Genomic DNA, 17,934 nt, shown 5'->3' on the forward strand with positions numbered 1-17,934 from the left:
AGATCACGAGGGAGGAATGGCAATGAGCGCAAACAGCACGCGCAAGGTGGCGCTGGTCACCGGCGGCAGCCAGGGCATCGGCCGGGCCATCGGCCTTCGCCTTGCGCAGGACGGCTGGGCCGTCGCGGTGGTTGCGATGGACACGCCCGAACTGGCCGCCACGACGGCCGAGATCGACACCCTGTCGCAGGCGCGCGGCTATGCGGCGGATCTTTCGGCGACCGCGGAGATTCCGGCGCTGGTCGGCAAGGTCGCCGCCGACTTCGGCGGCCTCGACCTCGTCGTCAATTGCGCCGGCGCCACCCGTCGCGGCGGGCTTGTCGATCTGGCCGACGAGGACTGGCAGCACGGTTTTTCGGTCAAGTTCTTCGGCACGGTGGCGGTGACCCGCGCCGCCTGGCCGCATCTGGTCGCGAGCGGTGGCTCCGTCGTCACCATCGCCGGTGCGCTGGGCCATACGCCGAGTGCGGATTCGCTGATAGGCGGCGCCATCTGCTCGGCCCTGATCAATTTCTGTAAGGCGCTGGCCGAGACCGGCCGCCGCGACGGGGTGCGGGTCAACTCGATCAACCCCGGCTGGATCGATACCGGTCGGCTCGACAGCATGCTGGAGCAGAAGGCCGCGCGCGACGGCCATGGCGACCGGGAGCGGGCGGGTCGCGAGTTCGTCGACGAGCTGAAGATCCTGCGCTTCGGCCAGCCGGGCGACGTGGCCGAGCTCGTCGCCTATTTGTCCGACGGGCGCGGCTCCTTCATCCATGGCGCCTCCATCGACATCGACGGCGGCCTGACCAAGGGCGTGTGACCGGTTCGCGCCTCTGCGATAAGAAGGAAGACCCGGGGCACCGCCGTGCCCCGGGTCTTTCGCATTCGCCTTTCCATCTCTCTCCGGCGCGCCGTCAGGCGATGAATTCGGAGACGTATTTGGTGGTCATGTAGGCGGCGACGCCCTCGCTGCCGCCCTCCGAACCGTTGCCGCTCTGGCGCACGCCGCCGAACGGCGTTTCCGGCAGCGAGATCTGCGGCGTGTTGATGCCCAGCATGCCGACCGACAGGCCCTGCTCGACGAAGCGCGCCCGCGCCGGCGAGCGCGTGTAGCAATAGCCGGCCAGCCCGTAGGGCAGGGCATTTGCCGCCGCCATCATCTCTTCCGGCTCGTCGAAGGCGATCAGCGCGGCGACCGGGCCGAAGGGCTCTTCCCGCAGGATCCTTGCCTCGTCCGGCAGCTCCGCGAGCAGCGTCGGCTGGTGGAAGTTGCCCGGCCCCTGCAGCCGCTCGCCGCCGCACAGCACCTGCGCGCCGCATCTGCGCGCGTCCTCGACCATCGCCTCGATGCGGGCGAGCTGCCGGCGCGAGGCCAGCGGCCCCATCTCGGTTTCCGGCGCCAGTCCGTCGCCGAGCCGCAGCGCCGTCGCGCGTCTCGCCAGTGCATCGGCGAAGGCGTCGTGCACCTTGCGCTGCACGAAAAGCCGGGTCGGCGAGTTGCACACCTGGCCGGCATTGCGGAACTTGCTGCGCACGACGATCTCGGCCGTCGCCTCCACATCGACATCGTCGAAAACGATGGTCGGCGCGTGGCCGCCCAGTTCCAGTGTGGTCTTCAGCACCGCCTCGGCCGCCAGCCGGCCGATGGTCCGCCCGGTTTGCGTGCCGCCGGTGAAGGACACCTTGGCGATGCCGGGCGCACGCAGCAGCGTCTCCACCAGCTCGGCGTTGGAGCCGAACAGCAGGCTCGCCGCCTCCGCCGGCAACCCGCCCTCGATCAGCGCGCGGACCACGGCGACGGCCGCGCCCGGCGTCTGCTTGTGGCCGACCAGGATCGCGCTGCATCCCGCCGCCAGACATTCGCCCAGCTTGCGCGCCACGAACAGCACCGGCACGTTCCACGAAGGGATGAGCACGCAAACGCCGGCGGGCTCACGCAGCACGCTCTGGCGGAAGCGCGGATCGCGCGGCGGGATCAGCCGGCCGTATTGCCGCTCGCCTTCGCCGGCCGACCAGTCCAGGATGTCGGCCGAAACGGCGACCTCGACGCGGGCCTCGGACAGCGGCTTGCCCTGTTCGCGTACCATCTGCCGGGCGATCTCCTCCGCGTCCCGCCGCAGGACGGCGGCACCGCGCCGCAGCACCGCGCCGCGCTCGGCTGCAGACACCCGCCGCCACAGCGCGAAACCGCGCCGGGCCGCATCCAGCGCCTCGGAAATCTCGTCGGCGCTCGCATGCGGCACGCGGCCGATCTCGGTGTTGTCGACCGGGTTGAGGACAGGCGTCGACGGGGCGCCCGGCGTGCTGCGCCAGGTGCCTGCGATGAACTGCGCAGGGGTCATGATCGGATCTTTCAGCTGGCCAGCCAGTGGACGGGAGGGCGGCCGGCAAGGGGCGCCCGGAAGCGGGCGAGGCGGGTCTGGCCGAGCCCGCCCACATAGACGGTCCGCAGGTCCTCACCGGCGAAGGTGAGGCTGGACGGATGGTCGAGAATGTCGCCCTCGGGGTCTTCGAAGACGAGCAGCGCGCTGCCGTCGGGCTGCAGGACGTAAAGCCGGTTGCGGGTGATCTCGGTCACCCAAAGGTTGCCGGCGCTGTCGAAGCGGATGCCGTCGACCAGCGCGCCGGGAAAGATCGGGTCCGGACCGAAGACCTCCGGCTCGCCGAGGCTGCCGTCTGCGCGGATCCGTGCCCGCGAGATCCGCCCGCCGCGTGTTTCGGCCATGTAGAGGTGGTGGCCGTGATTGTCGACGCGCACCTCGTTGGTGAAGAGCAGGCCGTCTGCGACGATGCGGGCCCCGCGCTCGTCGAGCAGGATCACGTAGCCGTCCGGGATATCCTCTTCCAGCGCCAGCAGGTGGTTCTCCAGCCGCGAGGACACCGACAGCCAGGTCCGCCGCCAGCGGTCGCGGCCGACGAAATTCGCCGCCCCCACCGGCTGCCCGTCGATCCGGTCGAAAAACAGCTCATGGCTGCCATCGCGCGCCACGCGGAAGAATTTCCGCAAGGCGATGTTGGCCAGCAGGATGCTGCCGTTCGTGTCCATCGCCATGCCGTTGGGCTTGCCGCCCATCGTGCCCAGCAGGCGCTGCGCGCCATCGGGGCGGATATGGGTCACCGCGCCGCGATTGTCTGACACCCACAGGTCGCCGCTCGCCTCCGCCAGGATGCATTCGGGCCGGCTCAGCCCCTCGCCGGTGAAGCCGAAATCGGCGCGTTGCAACTCGAAACCGTTGAGCATCGTCGTCTCTTTTAGGTCTGACCTTTAAAATGGTTTTTTCACAGACCATAAAAGTTTGCAACGGGAAATTCCGCTGAACGTCTCCGGCTTCCTCGACGATCCTGACCTAGCCGGCTGCGGTGGAAGTGGCGGCAGCCGGCCGCAGCAGCTCGGCCAGCACCAGCGCGCTCGCCACCACCACCAGGATCGGCGTCGCTCCGAAGGCGGCGGGCAGCATGTAGAACGAGCTGACCAGCGCCGCACCGAGCACCAGCGCCATCTGCAACCCGGCGATGGTCGCGACCGGCATGGCCTCCAGTCCCCGGGCGGCGTCCGGCGTGCCGACCGGCACTTTCAGATAGGCCGTGAGGAACAGCGGCACCAGCAGCGCGGTCAGCACGAAATGCGCCGCGTAGAGCGGCCAGCCCAAGGCGCCGACCGCGTCCGGCAGCACCCACCACACCAGCAGGACCAGATAGTTCGCCGCGGTGCTCGCCAGCACCGGCGGCCACAGCAGCAGGGTCAGCCAGGCGGAAGGTGCCGCGCCTGCCTGTCGCGCCGTCGTCTGCAAGCCCCTGGCGACGATAATCGCCGCGGCCGTCGCCGCCACGACGAAGGCGAGGGGGACCAGCAGGTCCATCGGCAGGCCGGACTGCAGGAACATGCCGGTGCGATATTGCGAGAAGATCATCTCGAGTTCCGACGGCAGGCTGGCGATCATGGGAAAGACCATCAGCAGCAGGATGCCCTGTCCGGACCCCGGCAGGCGGAGCCGTCCGGCCAGCCAGATCAGCACCGCGGTCGCCCCGCAATAGGCGGCAAGGCTGGCGACCAGTCCGCCGGTCGACAGGTCCCGCAGCAACCGGCCTGCCTGCATGGCGTGCAGCGCGCCGGCGCCCTGCGCCAGCGTCATCAGCAGGGCGATCAGGCCGGTGACGGCGACCAGCACCTGCGCGTTGCGGGCCGACGCCGCCTGCCAGCGCGCCAGCGGCGGGATCATCAGGCGGGCGATCTCCACATGGGCGATGGCCACCACCAGCGGGCCGGTCCACAGGGCGAAGATCGAGGCCATCCGGATCGAGCTGCCGCCGGTGAATCCGTCGTGGTAGTCGAGCCGCTCCGCATCCACTCCGGGAACCGGGATCCACAGTCCGATCAGATAGATGGCCAGCGCGGCGGCAAGCGGCCACAGCACCGGCCAGAGCGTCCGGGACGGCGCGGCGGCGGACGGGGAGGGCGGGGCAGGCGAGATCTCGCTCATCGTGATCCTGTGTGCGGACGGGGCCTTTGCGGAGTGCTTGCGCCCGTTCTCGGGTGCAATCCTAGTGTGGTGAATTTGAAATACGCCTCATTTTGCGGCAACCGTCGGAGCGTATTTCAAATTCGAAAACCACACTAGAAACATAAACTTGCTAGTCACCCTTTTGAATCTGAAGTTCGTACAGAGCTTGCTGCCAAATGTGACGAACTTCAGATTCGGGTGACTAGCGGTCCGCTTGCTGCATCTGCAAGGGGCGCGGGTGCGTCCTCAGCCTGCCCCGCTGCCCAGTTGCGCCTCCAGCGTGTCGAACGCCTTCTGGAAGACGTTGCCATGCACGTTCGGGATCAGCTCCAGGTCGTCCTGCGGCGAGGCGGTCCAGTCGGCGGTCCACACCGCGAAGGTATGGTCGCGGTCGGTGACCGGATAGAGCCGCGCGCCGGCATGGTAGTTCAGCCAGGGCATCGGGCTTTTCAGGATGCGGTAGCGGAAGGCCCGCTCCGTGTCGGAGAGGTAGGTGAGCTGTTCCCACAAGGCGCCTTCGCCGAACAGGAAGTCGCGAACGCCCGACACCTTGTCGGAGCGGGCGCCCTCCAGCATGTGCATCTTGGTGATGTCCTCGTGCCAGCCGCCCATGCCGGCAAAATCGCGCATCTTCGCCCAGACCCGGTCGGCCGGCGCGGTGATGGTGCTGGAGGTGAACACCTTGGCCGGCCGCAGGCCCTGCCAGCGCTCGGCCCCCTCCGGCACGCTCGCGCCAGAAAGCTCTCCGGCGATCTTCTCGGCGAGCGCCGCCAGCCCGGCGGCGAAGACGTCGCGCGAGACGATTTCGACAAAGCGCCCGGCATCCTCCGGCTTCTCGTCGAAGGTCGCCCACCACTGGACATAGGTCCGCCCGGTGCTGGTCTCGGGGATCAGCTCCATGCCGGCGACATAGTTCTCCACCGGAAAGGCCGGCGTCACGAAGTTGTAGGTGAAGCTGTAGCGGCTGTCGTCGAGCGACAGCAGCCGCTCGCGCACGAAGGTGCCGTCACCAAGCGTGAAGGCGCGCACGCAGCCGACCACGTCGGCGGCGAGCCCATCCTCGATCTCGCTCTTCACGATCCCCGGGTTCCAGTCCGGCAGGCCGTTGAAGTCGCGCACGCATGCCCACACCGCCTCCACCGGCGCATCGATCATGGTGCTTGCGAAAGCCCTTGCCATGGGTCGGTCTCCTTTCAGAAGCTGAGCTGCTTGAAGCGCTTGGTCTGGTCGATCAGCGCCGTTTCCGCCGGCAGCCGCTCCATCGAGCTGGCGCCGTAGAAGCCGTTGCAGCCCGGCGTGTTGCGCAGCACGTATTCGGCGTCCTCCGGGTTGGCGATCGGCCCGCCATGGCACATGACGAGAATGTCCGGGCGCACGCTGCGCGCCGCCTCCGCCCAGGCGCCGATGTCGCGCACGCAGTCCTCCAGCGTGCGCGCGGTCTCCGCGCCGATGGAGCCGCCGGTGGTCAGGCCCATATGCGCGACCAGGATGTCGGCGCCGGCCTCGGCCATGGCGATGGCTTCCTCGGACGAGAAGACATAGGGCGTCGTCAGCATGTCCTTCTCGGCGGCCAGCCGGATCATCTCCACCTCGTGGTAGAAGCCCATGCCGGTCTCCTCCAGGTTCTGGCGGAACATCCCGTCGATCAGCCCGACGGTCGGGAAGTTCTGCACCCCGGCAAAGCCGAGCGCCTTCAGCCGGTCGAGGTGGTCGTGCATGATCACGAAAGGATCGGTGCCGTTGACGCCGGCCAGCACCGGCGTGTGGGTGACGACGGGCAGCACCTCGCGCGCCATGTCGAGCACGATCTCGTTGGCATTGCCATAGGCCAGCACGCCGGCCAGCGAGCCGCGCCCGGCCATGCGGTAGCGGCCGGAATTGTAGATGACGATGAGGTCGATGCCGCCGGCTTCCTCGCATTTCGCCGAAAGACCGGTGCCGGCGCCGCCGCCGATGATCGGGACGCGGCGCTTCGCCATGTCCTGGAACCGGTCCAGCAGCTCGCGGCGCGTCGGCCGGGCGGGGCGCGAGGGGGTCTTGGGTGTGGGTGTTTCGTTCATGACGCGATCTTTCGGAATTCGGCGACCGCCGCATCGGCGAAGGCCGGATCGTTGATGTTGAAGGGCAGTTCGATCAGCTGGCGCTTGGGTGTGGTGACCAGGGTCTCGCGAATGGCGGCGAACAGCGCCGCATCGGCCTGCGGGTCGTGGAAGGGCATGCCGGGCGCGTCGATGGCCGAGACGCCGCCGAGCGGCAGCAGGAAGCGCACCTCGCCCTCGCAGCGGTTCAGCCGTTCGGCGATCCACCGGCCGATCTCCGCGTTCTCTTCCGCCGTGGTGCGCATCAGGGTCACCTGCGGATTGTGCACATAGAGGTTGCGGTCCCGGTACGTCTCCGGAACCGTTTCCAGCGCGCCGAAATTCACCATGTCCACCGCCCCGACCGAGCCGACATAGGGCAGGCGGGTGCGTGCCACCGCGCCGAAGCGGTCCTGCGTGCAGGGAAACACCCCGCCCATCAGAAGGTCCGGAACCTCGGTCGTGGTGGTGTCGATCATGCCGGCGAGCAGGCCGGATTCCGCCAGCTTCTCCATCGACTGGCCGCCGGTGCCGGTGGCGTGGAAGACGTAGCACTCGTAGGTGTCGTCCAGCCGTTCGCGCAGCTGGTCGACGCAGGTCGTGGTGACGCCGAACATGGTCAGGCCGACGCCCGGCAGGTCGCCGCTCGCCTTCGGCGCCTGCCACTGCGCCATGCCGGCGACGGCATGGGCGGCATTGGCGATGATCTGCCGGCTGATGGCGTTGAGCCCGGCGACATCTGTCACCGAATACATCATGGCGATGTCGGTCGGCCCGACATAGGGCGCCACGTTGCTCGACGCGACGGTGGAGACCATCAGCTTGGGCACGCCGACCGGCAGCGCCCGCATTGCCGTGGTCACCAGCGCCGTGTTGCCCGACCCGCCAAGGCCGAGCACCGCGCCGATGTCCTGCCGGGCGGTGAGCCAGATGGTCAGCGCCTCGGCCATCGCGCCGACGGCCGCGCCCCGGTCGGTGCCGCCGAGCACGGCGTCCACCCCGCCGGGATGCTGTGCGGCGACCTCGCGGGCGGGCACGTCGGCCACGTCCGTCTCGCCGCGGGTTCCCACATCCACCAGCACCGCATCGACACCGGCGGCCCGGATCAGCGACCTGGCATAGGCCAGCTCCTCCGCCTTGGTGTCGCAGGTGCCGACAACATAGACCGTCTTGCCCATGCAAGCTTTCTCCCGTTCTTCAGTGTCCATGGCTGACGCCGAGATAGCGGCGCTGGGCGTCGCGGTCGGCCTCCAGGTCTCGTGCGGGCATGGTCGCGGCGATCTGCCCGGTGACCATGATCGCGACCTGGTCGGAGACCGAGGTCGCAACCCGCATGTTCTGTTCCACCAGCAGCACGCCCATGCCTTCGGCGGCGATGGCGCGCAGCGTCTCGATCAGGTGGTCGACGATGACCGGCGCCAGCCCTTCCGAGGGCTCGTCCATGATGACGATGCGCGGGTTCATCAAGAGCGCCCGCGAGATCGCCAGCATCTGCTGCTCGCCGCCCGACAGCTGGTTGCCGCCGTTGCGGCGCCGTTCGGCCAGGCGCGGGAAGGTCTCGTAGACCCGCTCCACCGTCCAGGCACCCTTGGTCCGCCCGGCCACCAGCAGCAGGTGTTCATGCACCGAAAGGGACGGGAACATCCGCCGTCCCTGCGGCACCAGGGCAATGCCGCCGCGCGCCACCCGGCTGGGGCCGAGCCCCAGCAGCGGCCGCCCGTCCAGCGTCACCGAGCCTTTCTGCGCTGCCACCATGCCCATGATCGCGTGGCACAGGGTCGACTTGCCCATGCCGTTGCGCCCGACCAGCGACAGCGGCGCCCGGTCGAGCGACAGCGTGACGCCCTGCAGGATCACCGCCTGGCCGAAATTCACATGCAGGTCGTCGATCTCCAGACGGCCGCCCATCAGTGTTCGCCTCCAAGATAGATCGCCTGGACCAGCGGATCGTCGGCGATCCGGTCGGGCGTGCTTTCCACCACCACCTCGCCGTCCTTCATCACCGTGACCTTGTCCGAGTTGGGCAGGGCCACGTCCATGTCGTGCTCGATCAGGATCAGCGTCAGCTCGCGCGGCAGGTCGCGGATCAGCTTGACCAGCTCCGGCCGCTCTGCCGCCGAAAGCCCCGCCGCCGGCTCGTCCAGCATCAGCAGGCGCGGATCGGAGGCGAGCGCCATGCCCACCTCCACCTGCCGGCGCTGGCCGTGCGAAAGCGACTGGATGCGCGCCTGCGCAATCGTGTCGACGCGCACCTGCTCGGCCAGCAGCCTTGCCTTGGCGAGCGCGGCATCGCCCCGCCCCGCCTTCCACAGCGACAGGCGTCCGGGCATTGCCCCGCGCACCGCGAGATAGAGGTTCTCCAGGACGCTCAGCCCGTCGAACAGCAGCGAGCTCTGATAGGTGCGGCCGATGCCGAGCCGCGCCCGTTTGTGCGGCTGCAGGTGGGTGATGTCCTCGCCGAACAGCAGGATGCGCCCGGCGGTCGGCGGATGGTCGCCGCAGATCGTGTTGAACAGCGTGGTCTTGCCGGCTCCGTTGGGGCCGAGGATCGCGCGCCGCTCGCCCGGCGCGATGGTGATCGACACATTGCTGACGGCCTTGAGCGCGCCGAAGCTGCGGGCGACGTTTTCCGTCACCAGGGCAGGGGTCGCGGCCGCCGTCGGCCCCGAAGTCTCCGTCCGGCCCTTGCGTGTCGTCGTGTCCAGCATCTGGTGTCTTTGCCTGTTGCTATCGAAAGGAGCCTCCCCCCGCAGCGCGCGGGAGGAGGCAGGCTGGAAGGGCCTCAGTTGGCCGGCGGGCAGTCGGGATTGTCGCGCGAGGGGGCGCCGAGCGCCAGGAACGCCTCCCGGTCCATGCCCATCGTCTGGGTCACGCCCTCGGTCTTGCCGAAGGCCTCAGTCCGCAGCGTGCCGCCGTCGTTGACGATCCGGGTCAGGAAGATGTCGGAGATCGCCTGCCGGTTTTCGTCGAGACGGACATTCGCGCCCATCGGGTTCTTGAACTCGACCTTGGCCAGCGCCTCCTGGAAGGCCTTCTGGCCGTCCGACAGGTCGCCGTCCACTTCGTCCAGCGCCAGCAGCACCGCCTTGGTGTTGGTGTAGTAGTTGAAGGCGTGGATCGAGGGCGAGTCGAAGCCGTCCGGGAAGCGCTTGCGATAGGCGGCGACCCATTCCACCCACATCGGATCCTCGTTGAGGTCGGCGATCGGGCCGGCCGCCAGCATGCCCTCCATCAGCCGCTGGTGCGGGCCGCGGGCGCTCAGCAGCGTCTGGTCGGCGGTGATCGAGCCGCCGATGATCGGCAGGTCGCCGCCGGCCTCGGCGTACTGGGTCAGGAAGGCGAGGGCGTCGGTGCCGCCCTGGATCAGCACGATGGCGCCGGCATCTTCCGGAATGTTGGCGATGATCGAGCCGAAGTCGGTGGTGTTCAGCGGCGACCACAGCTTGGTCACTGCACCGCCCGCCTGGCAGTATTCGAGCATGAAGCCCATCGCCTGCGCATAGGGGAAGGCGTAGTCGGCGGCGACCAGCGCCACGTGTTCGACATTCATGTCCTTGTAGACGTGGTTGCCGAGGCCGGCCATCCACTGGGTGCCTTCCGTGCTGAAGCGGAAGAAGTTCGGCGACGCATCGCGCAAGGTGGTGTCGGCGGCGCCCGACGAGCCGTTGACGATGGTCTTGCCCTCCAGCGTGCGCGAGTAGTCGCGCAGCGCGATGCCTTCCGCGCCCGACAGCGGGCCGACGATGATGTCGACATTGTCCTGCTCGATCAGCTTGCGGGCGCGGGCCAGCGCCACATCGGCCTGGGCGTTGGAGGATTCGCGGATCCACTCGATCTTCTTGCCGTCGATCGTGTAGTCGACCTCCTCCAGCGCCATTTCCATGGCGCGGTAGGCGTCCTGGCCGCCGGTGGCGAAGGGGCCTTCCAGCGTGGTGATCGAGCCGAGCTTGATGACGTCCTGCGCGGCGGCGGCACCGATCCCCGCCAGTGCGAACAGGCCGGCGGCCAGCGCCGTCGCGGTCTTGAGTGCCAGTTTCTTCCTGAGCATGGTCTTCTCCCCTTGTGATGTGTTCGGCCGTTTCTCCTCCGCGGCCGGGCTCCGGTGGTGCCGGCCTTGCGGCCGGTGTCTGCCTGCGGCGCCGGAGCCGGGCTGCCGCAGGAATTCCTCAGTGCGGCGTGCCGCCGTCTCCCGCGTCCTTGCGCTTGCCCCACCCGGTCAGGCGCTTGCCGAGCCCCAGCACCCCGTCGGGCGAGGCCACGACGATGCCGAGGAAGACGAGGCCGATCAGCGTGTTGAAGCGGTCGCGGTCGTAGATCGTGGCGGCGAACGTATCGATCAGCGTGAAGATCACCGCGCCGATGAAGGCGCCGACCGGATGGCCGAGGCCGCCGATGACGGACATCACCAGTACGTTGACCGTCGCCGTCATGCCGATGGAACCGGGCGTGATGCCGATATTGTAGAAGGTGATCAGCACGCCGCCGCAGCCGGCGATGAAGCCCGCCATGGCGAAGGCGGCGATCCGGTGAACGGCGACGTTGTAGCCGAGCGCTGCCACCCGGCGCGGGTTGTCGCGAATGCCCTGCAGAACCAGGCCGAACGGCGTGCGCACCACATATAGCACGAGCAGGTAGAGCAGCGCCGAGACGGTCAGCGCCACGTAATAGAACACCGTATGGGCGCGGAACGGCTGGCCGAACAGGTCCGGCCCGACGACGTTGCGGATGCCCTCGTAGCCGTTGAACCAGTCGATGTTGGACTGGGCGAACAGGCTGAAGCCGACCGCCAGCGCCAGGGTGATCATCAGCAGGTAGATGTCGCGGGTGCGGATCGCGATCAGCCCGACCACGGCGCCGGCAAGGGTTGCGGCCAGCACGGCGAGCGGCATGGCGAGCCAGTAGCTGACGGCGCTCGCGCTGGCCGGGATCGCCGTCGGCGCCAGGATCGCCACCGTGTAGCCGGCGATGCCGGCGAGCATCGTCTGGGCCAGCGAGATGAAGCCGCCATAGCTCGCCAGGAAGGTGATCGACAGCGCCACGATCCCGTAGATCAGCGAGCGGCCGAGAATGCCGCTCAGCCAGAAATCGGGCAGCAGCAGCGGCAGGGCGACGAGGATCGCCAGCGCCAGCGCGGTGAGGGCCCAGTGGCTGCGGGACATCAGGCTCATCGGCCGGTCCTCCCGAGCAGGCCCTGCGGGCGGACCGCCAGCACGGCGACCATGATCGCGAAGGTCAGGATGACCGAGTAGGTCGGAAACAGCGCCTGGCCCCATTGCTCGGCGACGCCGATCAGGATCGCGCCGATGGCCGTGCCGCCGATGGAGCCCATGCCGCCGACGATCACCACGACCAGCGAGGTCAGCAGGAACTTGACGTCGACCCCGAGCGCGACCGGCTGGGCGGTGGCGCCGACGACGCCGCCAAGGCCGGCGAGCCCGGCGCCGAGCGCGAAGGTCGCCACCGCGATCAGCGGCACGTTGACGCCGCAGGCGGCCAGCATCTGCCGGTCGTCGACGCCGGCCCGCACCATGATGCCGAGCCGTGTCTTGTTGAGCAGCAGCCACAGTCCGACGCCGACCGCCAGCGCAAGGCCGATCTGTAACAGGCGGAAGGTCGAGTAGCGGCCGATCACCGGCACCGGCGTCGGGCCGAACAGGGCGTCGGGCGCAAAGAACTGGAAGGGATTGCCGCCGAAATGCGCCAGCAGCTGATCGGCGATGATGATCGACAGGCCGATGGTCACCAGCGCCTGCCGCAGCTCCTGTCCCTGCATCCAGCCGAGGAAGACGACCTGCATCACCACGCCGGCCACTGCCGCGGCGGCGACGCCGGCCAGCAGCCCGGCATACCAGGCATAGCCGGCCGTGGCATTGGAGGCGTAGAGGCTGTCGAAGACGGCGAACCCGACATAGGCGCCGATCAGGTAGAGCGATCCGTGCGCCATGTTGACCGTGCGCATCAGGCCGAATATCAGAGAGAAACCGCTGGCAACGATGAAGTAGAGAGCGGCCAGAGTGAGGCCGTTCAACGTCACCGTGATCATGAACTGAAGCGACAAAAATCCCTCCCGTGCGAAAGATCGTCGATCTTCCGCCCAAAGCTTTTGTTTCTTGTGAGGGAAAGTTTCGGCTCCTCCCAAAACCTCCCGATCTGCCGAGGATATTTACAAGGGCGGAAGATCCGTGCCAGAAGCATATTTCGATGTTTTTGGGTAAGAATGGGTAAGATGGGTCAGCGACCATGCCATTGAATTTGCCGATCCTGGCCCGCCCGCCGGCCGGGCCGCCAGAGGGGGACGTCCATGGCGACGTCCTGCTCGCCCCGTTCATGGCGGAGGTCGCGCCGGCCCATCGCGAGCTTGTCGGCGTCCTGCCGGTGAGCGATGTCAACGCCGCCATGCTGGAGGTGCTGCGGGCAGGTGGCCAGACACTTGCCGGCCCGCACACGGTTGCCGGGCTGATGCTGGTCGACCCGTTCCTGCGCCTGCGCGACGCGACGCTGGCGCTGTCCGCCGCCGGTGTCGCGGCGGTCGCCAACTATCCGACGGTGCAGCTGATCGACGGCGAGACGGCCCGCGTCTTCGACAGCGCTGGGGCGGGCGTCGCGCGCGAGATCGCGGTGCTGGCCGCCTTTCGCGAGGCCGGCTTCGAGACGGTCGCCTTCGCCGCCTCGCTCGACAGCGCCCGCGTCATGCTGCGCCACGGCCCCTCGCGGCTGGTGCTGCATCCGGGTCTCGCGCTTGCCGACTGGCGCGAGCGGGCCGCTTCCAGCCTTGCCATCGCCCACATGATTCCCGTCTTGCGCGACCAGGGCGACACGCCGCTGCTGGTCTATCGCCCGCATGGCTTCGGCCACGAGCTCGACCAGGCCGAGGCGCTGGCCGACGGGCTTGCCTGGGTCGCCGACTGAGCGGTTTTCAATCCAATAGGCCGGCGCGGCGCATCTTGTTGTAGAGCGTCTTGCGCGAGATGCCGAGGAAGGTCGCCGTCTCGCCGCGGCGGAAGCGGTGGCGGCGCAGCGCGTCGAGGATCCAGTCCTTTTCCGCCAGCGGCGTTGCCGCGCCATGGGTGCCGTCCGAGGCCTCGATCACCGCCCGCAAGACCTGCGAGCCGATCACCCGTCCCTCGTTCATCACCGCCGCCTGTTCGACGACGCGGCGCAGTTCCCGCGTGTTCTCCTGCCAGTCGTGGGCGAACAGCACCCGGTAGCCGTCGGCCGAGATCTCCAGCGGCCCCAGCTGCCGCGCCTCGCCGATGGCCTCCAGATAGGCGCGCGCATGGGCGGGAATGTCCTCGGGCCGGTCGCGCAGCGGCTGCATGTCGATACGCCCCGGCTGCAGCCGCGCGGCGAGAGCCTCCGCCAGCCGCCCTTGCACCAGATCCTCAGGGCTTGCGATCAGCACCAGCCGGCCTTGCGGGGTGTGGCTGCGGCTGCCGCCGACGCGCTCCGTCTCGCCGCGCTCCAGCCAGGACAGGATGTGCTGTTGCGCCGCCTCGTCCAGCGCGCCGGCGCTTTCCACCACCACCGTCGCCTCGCGCGCGTCGAGCGCGCCGCTGCGCCGCACCCGGCCGAAATCCGGCTCCGCGCCGAACAGCATCTCCGCGGGCGGCACCTCGCGCTCGGCGCCGTTCAGCATGGTCAACCCGCCCTTGCGGTTGGCCAGCGCATGCAGGCTGCGGGCGAGGGCGGTCCGCCCCAGGCCCTTTTCCCCGACGATCAGCACCGGCAGGTTGGTGCCGGCAAGCTTCACCACCTGGTCCAGCAGCCGGGCGACGGCCTTCGACTGGCCGGCGATGCCGGTCAGCCGCGCCGCGCGCATCGTCTCGCGCGACTGTGCCGCATCCGCCTGCTGCAGCACGCTGAAGGCCTTGAACGCCGAGGTCTTCTGCATCACCGAGATTTCCAGCGGCATGCGGTCCAGCGTCGATCCGCCGACATAGCCGTCGGCGCGCGCGTCCCGGCACACCCGGTACATGTCGTCCGGGCTGACGATCGGCCCGCCCTCGACGACGCAGATGGTCTGCGGGCTCTCCTGCCGCACTTCGGAAAAGATGCGCCGCGCCCGGTCGGCGGCTTCCTCCAGGGTGAAGGCCTGCGCCACCGCGCGCGTGCCGCCGGCGTTCCAGCCGAAATTCAGGCACAGGATGTCGACGCCGATCTCCAGCAGGTGCTGGATCTCCTTGCGGCTCTTGGCATAGCCGAAGGTGGCGAGCCCCTGGCGCTGCGCTTCCCTGAGCAGCGCCACCTCGCGCGCGTAGCCGAGGCCCGCTTCCTCCAGCGCCCGGCGGAAGCGGCCGTCGTAATGGATGCTGGTCGGGAAATTGGCGATGCCGTGATAGCCGGCGGCGGCGAGCTCTGCGACGAAGGCGCCGGGCTCGAGCCTCGGGTCGAAGGCGGAGGCGCCGAAGAACACCGGCACGCCGACCCGGTCGAGGATCTCGCGCCGGGCGAAATGGTCGGTGAAGCGGTTGGCGTTGTCCAGCGGCAGCATGGCGGCGATGGAGGTCGCGCCCATCACCCGGTAGCGGCCGGCATTGAGCGCCAGCAGGAAGTCCGCGCCGCCCCGCTCGGCCGCCTCTGCGGTCATGCCGACGCCGATGGCCGCCCCCACCAGGGGTTCGACGCTGCCTTTCGAGCGCAGCTGCTCGTGCCAGGAAAACATGCCGCCGGACCGGGTCGCTGGGTGAACGCAGGATCGCCGCGCGAACGGTAGGGGCGAACGCGCCGGCACACAAGCCGCGCCCTCTCGGGCGGCGCCTGCAATGTCAGCTGGCGGCTGCGGGCCTTGCTGCCGGCACCAGGCCGAACCGCGCCTCCAGCAGGGCGATGTCGACGCCGTCGTCCGGCTCCCCGCCCGTCTGCTGCCCGTCCGTCTGCTCCCCGACCAGCCGCCGCATGCCGAGACCGCGCAGGGCCGAAAGGAACATCGTCACGTCCGGATCGCCCGCCGGCCGGCCGTAATAGGCGGCGACCCTGGCGTCGAACCGGGCCATGTGCTCGTCGACCAGGACTTTCAGCTCCGGTTCCAGCTGCGCCTCCAGGATCAGGCTGAGAAAGAACCGCATCCGGCCGGGGTTGGAGGTCAGCACCGCCAGCCCCTTGCGGATCGCCTCGGGGGCAGGGGGCGCGGGCGGTGTCCCGCCGGCATCCGCGTGGTGCGGCAGGTGGCCCTGCAGCAGGCCCTTGATGAGGTCGATCTTCTTGGGAAAATAGTAGGTCAGGTGCGACTGGCGCACGCCGGCGGCCCTGGCCACCTGCGGCTGGGTGAACTTCTTCACGCCATAGGCCTGCATCAGGTCCAGCGCGGCCTTCAGGATCTTTTCACGTACTGGATCGTCCGCCATGGACCCCTCCATGAAAGCTGCGAAGCACCCCGGTCGGCGCCAAGGCGAGAAGTAAGCCATCGGCCCCGCCAACGGAACCCGCCGCCCGCCTCACTCCGTCTCGGGGCTTCGGTAGCTTGCCAGGCCGTGATAGTCGAGCGCCCGGAAGAACGGCTGCGGCTCGTCGAAGCCGGCCGCCCGAAGCAGCCCGGCAAGGCGCGCCGCGTCCGCCGCGTCCCAGCCGCCGAGAATGCGCTTTTCCATCGTCGCCGCTTCGCTCTCCGTCTGCCCTGCCAGCCGCGCCCAGCTGCGATAGCCCGGATCGAACCTGCCGCGCTCGGGCAGGTAGTCGAGATGGAACAGGCCCGCCCCCGGCGCCAGCCGCGCCGCGATTGCGCGGAAGAAGGCGAGCTTGTCGACATCGCCCTTGATGAAGTGGCTGACCAGATGGGCGATGGCGGCATCCGCACGAAGCCCCGCATCCGCGTCCTCCACCGTTCCCGTGACGATCTCCACCCGCTCGCCGAGGCCCGCCTCCGCAACCCGCGCCTTGAGGATCGCCAGCATGTCGGGCGACGGCTCGACGGCGACGAAGCGCCAGCCCGGACGATGCGCGGCATAGAGCAGGACCTCGGTCCCGGTGCCGGCCCCGGCAACGAGGATCCTCGCCTCGTCCGGCAGCCGGGCGCCAAGATGCGCCAGCGTCAGCTCGTGGGCGAGGCGGTATCCCGGCACCAGCCGGTCGATCCGCGTCTCGTAGGTTTCGGCAAAGGCCCCGGAAAACAGCGGTCTTGTCATCGGTTTGGCTCCGCGGGCGTTGCAGGAAGGGGGGCGGTGTCGGGATGCGGTGCGCCGATCCGCGCCAGTCCGGCGACGACGAGCAGCAGGGCGATGCAAAGCGCCGGCACCGCCGCGAAGGAGACCGAGTTGAGGACGGCGCCGAGCAGCGGCCCGCAGGCCATGCCGATCCCCTGGAACGTCGCGTTGATGCCGGCCGCCTTGCCCTGCGCCTGTGCCGGCGCTTTGAGGCTGATCGCGCCGAGATTGCCGGGAAACAGCAGCCCCAGCCCGGCCCCGAACACCATCATCGACGCGAGCAGCATCTCCGGGCCCGTGGCGGCCGAGAACCCCGCCATCGCCAGCGCCGCCAGCACCGCGCCGCGCAGTAGAAAGGCCCTGGGGCTCCAGGCAAGATACCGGATGACGACCCCCTGCACCGCGATCATGCAGACCGCCGCCGCTGCCAGAATGAAACCGGCACGGGACACGGACGCTTCCCCACTGAGCCCGTAATAGTCCTGCAGCCGCAGCGCCATGACCTGCTGCAAGGTGCCGTAGATCGCGACCGCCAGCAGCGTGATCAGGAAATGCGGCCACAGCTGCGCCAGGTTTGCCGGAGTGGCCGGGACGGCGCCCGGTCCGGTCTCCTGCCCCCGCGTTTCGGGCAGGCACAGCCACACGGCCAGCCCGGCGGCGAAGGCGAGCCCGGCCAGCACGGCGAAGGAGGTCGCCGGTGCGCTGCCGCCGATCCGCCAGGCGACCATGCCGCCGAGGATCGCGCCCAGCCCGAAGGACGAGCCGAGAAAGCCCATCCCCTGCACCCGTTGCTGCCGGCCGGTCGTGTCGGCCATATGCGCCTGCGCCGCCGGCAGCACGCTGCCGGAAAAGGCGGCCTGCAGCACCCGGACGGCGAAGACGGCCGCAAGGGCGAGCCCGGCGGAGATCGCCAGCGACAGGCGCATCTCGACCAGCCCCGCCGTCAATCCCAGGCAGGCAGCCGGCACCAGCATGCCGGCGAGCAGCACCGGCTTGCGGCCGGCCCGCTCCGTCAGGAAGCCCCAGACCGGCGCCGCGACGATGCCGGCCAGCGCCGACAGGCTCATGATCAGGCCGGTCTCGATGTCGGTGAAGCCCAGCTGCCGGCCGAGCGGCGGCATCAGGACCACGAACAGGCTGAGCCCGGCGGCCTTCAGCACCAGGGCGATGAACAGCGCGGCCCGCGCCGAACGGGCCGGCGCGAAAGGTGAGGGGAAGGCACGTGTCATG

At 69.2% G+C, this 17,934-nt stretch carries 17 protein-coding genes; 2 read left to right on the forward strand and 15 right to left on the reverse strand.

Annotated elements, in window-relative coordinates:
- Positions 1-22 precede the first annotated feature (22 nt).
- On the forward strand, positions 23-805 hold the full coding sequence (locus tag GH266_RS20325) for an SDR family NAD(P)-dependent oxidoreductase (protein WP_158195454.1): 783 nt from the start codon (positions 23-25) through the stop codon (positions 803-805).
- 94 nt (positions 806-899) lie between these two features.
- Here GH266_RS20325 and GH266_RS20330 read toward each other — a convergent pair whose 3' ends face one another.
- The 11 genes from GH266_RS20330 to GH266_RS20380 all read right to left on the reverse strand — a co-directional run bounded on the left by GH266_RS20330 (position 900) and on the right by GH266_RS20380 (position 12,623).
- Positions 900-2,327, reverse strand: coding sequence for an NAD-dependent succinate-semialdehyde dehydrogenase (locus GH266_RS20330; protein ID WP_158195455.1), 1,428 nt, complete (start codon positions 2,325-2,327; stop codon positions 900-902).
- 11 nt (positions 2,328-2,338) lie between these two features.
- Positions 2,339-3,226, reverse strand: coding sequence for an SMP-30/gluconolactonase/LRE family protein (locus GH266_RS20335; protein ID WP_158195456.1), 888 nt, complete (start codon positions 3,224-3,226; stop codon positions 2,339-2,341).
- 106 nt (positions 3,227-3,332) lie between these two features.
- A complete protein-coding gene (locus GH266_RS20340) occupies positions 3,333-4,466 on the reverse strand; it encodes a hypothetical protein (RefSeq protein WP_158195457.1) in 1,134 nt (377 codons plus the stop codon).
- Between the two features lie 267 nt (positions 4,467-4,733).
- The gene (locus tag GH266_RS20345) at positions 4,734-5,666 is read right to left on the reverse strand and encodes an SRPBCC family protein (RefSeq protein WP_158195458.1); all 933 of its coding nucleotides are present in this window, start codon (positions 5,664-5,666) and stop codon (positions 4,734-4,736) included.
- Between the two features lie 14 nt (positions 5,667-5,680).
- Positions 5,681-6,547 (reverse strand): phosphoenolpyruvate hydrolase family protein, encoded by an 867-nt coding sequence (locus tag GH266_RS20350; RefSeq protein ID WP_158195459.1) that lies wholly within the window; start codon positions 6,545-6,547, stop codon positions 5,681-5,683.
- Complete coding sequence (locus GH266_RS23375; RefSeq protein ID WP_158195460.1) at positions 6,544-7,743, reverse strand: Tm-1-like ATP-binding domain-containing protein; 1,200 nt, start codon at positions 7,741-7,743, stop codon at positions 6,544-6,546. Before GH266_RS23375 ends, GH266_RS20350 begins: the two co-directional genes overlap by 4 nt.
- Positions 7,744-7,762: 19 nt before the next feature.
- Positions 7,763-8,473, reverse strand: coding sequence for an ABC transporter ATP-binding protein (locus GH266_RS23380; protein ID WP_067221730.1), 711 nt, complete (start codon positions 8,471-8,473; stop codon positions 7,763-7,765).
- Entirely contained in the window at positions 8,473-9,273 is an 801-nt protein-coding gene (locus GH266_RS20365) for an ABC transporter ATP-binding protein (RefSeq protein WP_158195461.1), read from the reverse strand. Before GH266_RS20365 ends, GH266_RS23380 begins: the two co-directional genes overlap by 1 nt.
- A gap of 74 nt (positions 9,274-9,347) precedes the next feature.
- Entirely contained in the window at positions 9,348-10,613 is a 1,266-nt protein-coding gene (locus GH266_RS20370; RefSeq protein ID WP_158195462.1) for an ABC transporter substrate-binding protein, read from the reverse strand.
- 118 nt (positions 10,614-10,731) lie between these two features.
- Positions 10,732-11,733, reverse strand: a complete 1,002-nt coding sequence (locus tag GH266_RS20375) for a branched-chain amino acid ABC transporter permease (protein WP_158195463.1) — start codon at positions 11,731-11,733, stop codon at positions 10,732-10,734.
- A complete protein-coding gene (locus GH266_RS20380; protein WP_209001497.1) occupies positions 11,730-12,623 on the reverse strand; it encodes a branched-chain amino acid ABC transporter permease in 894 nt (297 codons plus the stop codon). Before GH266_RS20380 ends, GH266_RS20375 begins: the two co-directional genes overlap by 4 nt.
- A gap of 182 nt (positions 12,624-12,805) precedes the next feature.
- Between GH266_RS20380 and GH266_RS20385 the strand changes: the two genes are divergently transcribed.
- Positions 12,806-13,474: a phosphoenolpyruvate hydrolase family protein gene (locus GH266_RS20385; RefSeq protein WP_158195464.1), complete on the forward strand. Its 669-nt coding sequence runs from the start codon at positions 12,806-12,808 to the stop codon at positions 13,472-13,474.
- A 7-nt stretch (positions 13,475-13,481) separates the two neighbouring features.
- Here GH266_RS20385 and GH266_RS20390 read toward each other — a convergent pair whose 3' ends face one another.
- The 4 genes from GH266_RS20390 to GH266_RS20405 form a co-directional block, all read right to left on the reverse strand.
- Positions 13,482-15,227 carry a phosphoenolpyruvate hydrolase family protein gene (locus GH266_RS20390; RefSeq protein ID WP_158195465.1) on the reverse strand — a complete coding sequence of 582 codons (1,746 nt, stop codon included), beginning with the start codon at positions 15,225-15,227 and terminating at the stop codon, positions 13,482-13,484.
- Positions 15,228-15,330: 103 nt separating this feature from the next.
- Positions 15,331-15,909, reverse strand: coding sequence for a TetR/AcrR family transcriptional regulator (locus tag GH266_RS20395; protein WP_158195466.1), 579 nt, complete (start codon positions 15,907-15,909; stop codon positions 15,331-15,333).
- A 90-nt stretch (positions 15,910-15,999) separates the two neighbouring features.
- Positions 16,000-16,686, reverse strand: a complete 687-nt coding sequence (locus tag GH266_RS20400) for an SAM-dependent methyltransferase (RefSeq protein ID WP_158195467.1) — start codon at positions 16,684-16,686, stop codon at positions 16,000-16,002.
- A complete protein-coding gene (locus GH266_RS20405) occupies positions 16,683-17,933 on the reverse strand; it encodes an MFS transporter (RefSeq protein WP_158195468.1) in 1,251 nt (416 codons plus the stop codon). Before GH266_RS20405 ends, GH266_RS20400 begins: the two co-directional genes overlap by 4 nt.
- Position 17,934: the final 1 nt, after the last annotated feature.

It is taken from the genome of Stappia indica, assembly GCF_009789575.1.
Lineage (GTDB): Bacteria > Pseudomonadota > Alphaproteobacteria > Rhizobiales > Stappiaceae > Stappia > Stappia indica_A.